The 3,396-nt window shown below is 66.6% G+C and carries 3 protein-coding genes and 1 rRNA gene; all 4 read right to left on the reverse strand.

Annotated features, from left to right (window positions below; translation table 11 throughout):
- Positions 1-564: hypothetical protein (locus E8F11_RS12345; protein WP_280289111.1), on the reverse strand; the 564-nt coding region annotated here is incomplete at its 3' end.
- A 57-nt stretch (positions 565-621) separates the two neighbouring features.
- Positions 622-1,773, reverse strand: a complete 1,152-nt coding sequence (locus tag E8F11_RS12350) for a hypothetical protein (protein ID WP_280289112.1) — start codon at positions 1,771-1,773, stop codon at positions 622-624.
- Positions 1,774-2,120: 347 nt separating this feature from the next.
- Positions 2,121-3,113: an asparaginase gene (locus E8F11_RS12355; RefSeq protein ID WP_280289113.1), complete on the reverse strand. Its 993-nt coding sequence runs from the start codon at positions 3,111-3,113 to the stop codon at positions 2,121-2,123.
- A 158-nt stretch (positions 3,114-3,271) separates the two neighbouring features.
- Positions 3,272-3,387 (reverse strand): 5S ribosomal RNA (gene rrf / locus E8F11_RS12360).
- Positions 3,388-3,396: the final 9 nt, after the last annotated feature.

Raw genomic sequence — 3,396 nt, forward strand, 5'->3', positions numbered from 1 at the left:
CCGGCGCTGCTGTTGCGGCAGGCGCGCGACATTGGGCACCGCGCGGCGTACCGCGAGCCCTGCGACTATCGGCGCGGCGGCATCGATGGCGTCGTCGTCATAGCTGTCCACCAGTTCATCGATCGTCTCGAACTCGTCGGCACCATCAGCGAGCAGGCGTCCGGCCATGCCGGCGATGCGCCCGACCAGTTGCGCCTGGGGTATCGGAATCGCACTGGCGATGGGCGCGACGACGCGCGCGACCCGGCCAATGCCACGACCGACGGTACGCGCGATATTGCCCAGGCGCCTGAAGAACTCATCACCGTCGCCGGCCTCCAGGGCATCGGCCACAGCATCTTCCAGCGAGTCGAAATCCCCTTCGGCGTAACTGTCGGCGAACTCGTCGAAATCGTCGGCCGCCTGCCCTCGGCCGCCGACTCCGCCGAGAAAGCCGTCGTATTCGTCGTACTCGTCTAACCCGTCACCCTCGTCGTATTCGTCGAATGCGTCGTAGGCCTGCCTTGCGGGGCCTTCCACGGCATCCATCAGATCCTCCATCACATCGGTATCAAAGTCGCTCATGGCGTTCTCCTTCGCTTGCGCTGTTGTTTCAGCACGCGAACGTGCCGTGGATCCTGTTCACCGACGATGAATGACAAGCTCGACCGGCCCGTTCAGCCTTATCCGTTGCGCGGAGCCGATAGCACCTCCCGCGGCGGGCGCGCCGGTAATCCCTATCTGCGTGAGGCGGCGTACCAGTTGTGGCCGCGCCGCGACCTGGCTGGCGGTGCGACGGATCGCCCGGGGCAGCGCCCGTGCCGGGGTCTGCCGGCGCTGCGCGGTACGCGCTACGCCCTGCGCCAGGCGCGGCAATGCCCGCACTGCCTGTGGGCCACGGCGCTGGGCCAGGGTCCGTGCCGCCTGGGTAGCACTACGCACCAACTGCCGACGCAGCGGCTGGGCGATTCCAGCGCCGGCCGCGCGCTGCAGCACCGGCCGCACCAGCACACGGGCGGCAAGACCGCCGAGCACCGGCAAGGCGCCGTCGAAGTCCTCTTCGGCCAGCCAATCGGCCATGTCTTCAAATGCATCCAGCTCATCGACCCCCTGCGCCTGGTACTGCTGCAGGATCGGCACCAGTTGCTGCAGCAGGCTGCCGAGAGGGTTGGCCGACTGTGCGGCGCGGCCGGTGATTCGTCCGACGTTGCTGGCGATACCGCCCACCTGGTTGGCAATGCCGCTGGCACGGCCGGCAATGTTGCCCACCCGCCCGGCTATGCCACCGACACGATTGGCGACTTGGCCGACCCGCCCGGCCACCCGGCCGACCTGACCTGCCGCGCGGCCGACCGTGCGGGCAACGCCACCCACCTGGCGAGCACCACCACGAACAGTACGCGCTACCTGGCCGGCTCCCCGGGCACCGCGCCCGACCAGCCCGGCCAGCCGGCTGACCCCACCGAGCAGACGGCCGAAGAACTCATCGGCATCGCCGGCATCCAGGGCATCGGCCATCACGTCCTCGAAGGCGTCGAGCAACTCGGTTTCGTCGTATTCGTCGGTGCTTTCGTCGAACCCGTCAGCGGCGTCGTACTCGTCCAGGGCAAAGGCCTCGTCGATGGCCTCGTCGGCGAAATCAGCTTCGTCTTCCAGCGCATCGCCCATCGCCTCGTCGTAGGCTTCGCCTTCGTCGAAACCCTCCATATCCAGGCCTTCGTCCAATTCGTCGGCGGCGGCCGGGATGTCCGCGGTGAGTTCGTCCATCACGTCCTCATCAAACTGTTGGCTCATGGAAAACCTCCTGTAGCTGCGGCGGGTGCCGCCTGGCTGCGAGCGCCGGACCTTGCGCGGCCGCTGTGTCAGTTCTAGTCGCGGGGGTGGAGGGCAACAATCGCCGGTTCGCGGTAGTCCGGGCGCGCTAGCACGAACCAGGTAGCCTGTTCTGGGTAGCGAAACGAGTGACGGCGGATGGATCTGGCGGGACAGCCGAAGGGTGAGGGGGGACTAAAGGCGGGGGGCTTGAGCGAAGGAACAGTAAGCGTTCGACTTGGCAGCACTGATCGAGGCTTCGCGGCCGGCTTTTTGCTTGCGCAGGGGCGGCCCCGGCTCGGTACCGGGGCCTTGCCGTAGTGCTCGACTCAGCCGGCCATCTCTCCGCAGAGATCCAGCGTCAGCCACCGTTCCACCTCCGTCTGGGGCAGGCCCGCACCCAGCAGGCTGAAGAGCTTGCCCAGCGCCGCTTCGCGGGTCATGCCAGCGCATGACGCCAAACCTGCACGGGCAAGGTGGCTGGCGGCGGCGTAGACACCGAATTTCACCGCGCCTTCCGAGCACTGGCTGATGGCGGCCAGCACCACGCCGCGTGCGTGGGCCTCATTCAGGGCAGCGAGGAAGTCGGCGTTGTCCGAAGGGCCGGTGCCGCTGCCATAGCACTCCAGCAGCAGTCCCTGGACGCCACTGTCGAGCACTGCACGCAGTTGCGCGGAGGAGAGACCGGGAAACAGCGGCTGCACGGCGAGGCTTACTGGCTGGCGCGGCCTGCGGTAGTCGAGTTCGGCGGGCAAGGCCGGCGCGCGCTGGCCATCGCGTGGGCGCCCGGCCTCGGCGAAGGCGTCGAAAGTGTCACTTCTTCGCTTGGTGACACAGGCGCCATTGAGCAATTTGCCGTTGAAGTAGAGATGCACGCCGGGCGTGACGCCTGCAGCCAGCAGACCCATGGCGCCGAACAGGTTGGGCCAGGCATCGCCGCCTTCGACGCCTGCCGGCTGCATGGAGCCGGTGAGTACCACCGGCACCGGCAGACCAAGGAGCAGGAAGGACAGCGCCGCGGCGCTGTAGGCCAGGGTATCGGTGCCGTGCAGCACCAGCACGGCATCGCAGCCGTCCTGCTCGACGCCTTCGACTATGGCGTCGCGCATGGCCAGCCAATTGGCCTGGGTCATGTTGGCGCTGTCCAGCGGCGGCAGCAGTTCGTGGAACACCCAGGGCGGTGCCGGACGCTGTGGCTGGGCGGCCTGCTCGGCGCGTAGCCGGGCCTCGAAGCCGGAGGCTGGAGCAAGACCGGCATCGGTCATCTGCATACCGATGGTGCCGCCGGTGTAGAGCACCAGGAGTTTGTGGGCGGGGGACATGGTTTCTCCGTTCTTGTTAGTACTGCAGTCCTCGCCATCCTAATACCGCCCCACGTGCCGGCCTATCGATGCAGGTGAGATATTTCGTGAGCCGACATTTCCCGCGCGCAAAGACAAACCCCCGACACGCCTTAGCGTATCGGGGGTTTGGGATAGAAGCTTGACGATGACCTACTCTCACATGGAGAAGCTCCACACTACCATCGGCGATGCGTCGTTTCACTACTGAGTTCGGGATGGGATCAGGTGGTTCCAACGCTCTATGATCGTCAAGCAATTCGGT

It is taken from the genome of Pseudomonas sp. BN417 (genome assembly GCF_029871205.1).
GTDB lineage: Bacteria > Pseudomonadota > Gammaproteobacteria > Pseudomonadales > Pseudomonadaceae > Metapseudomonas.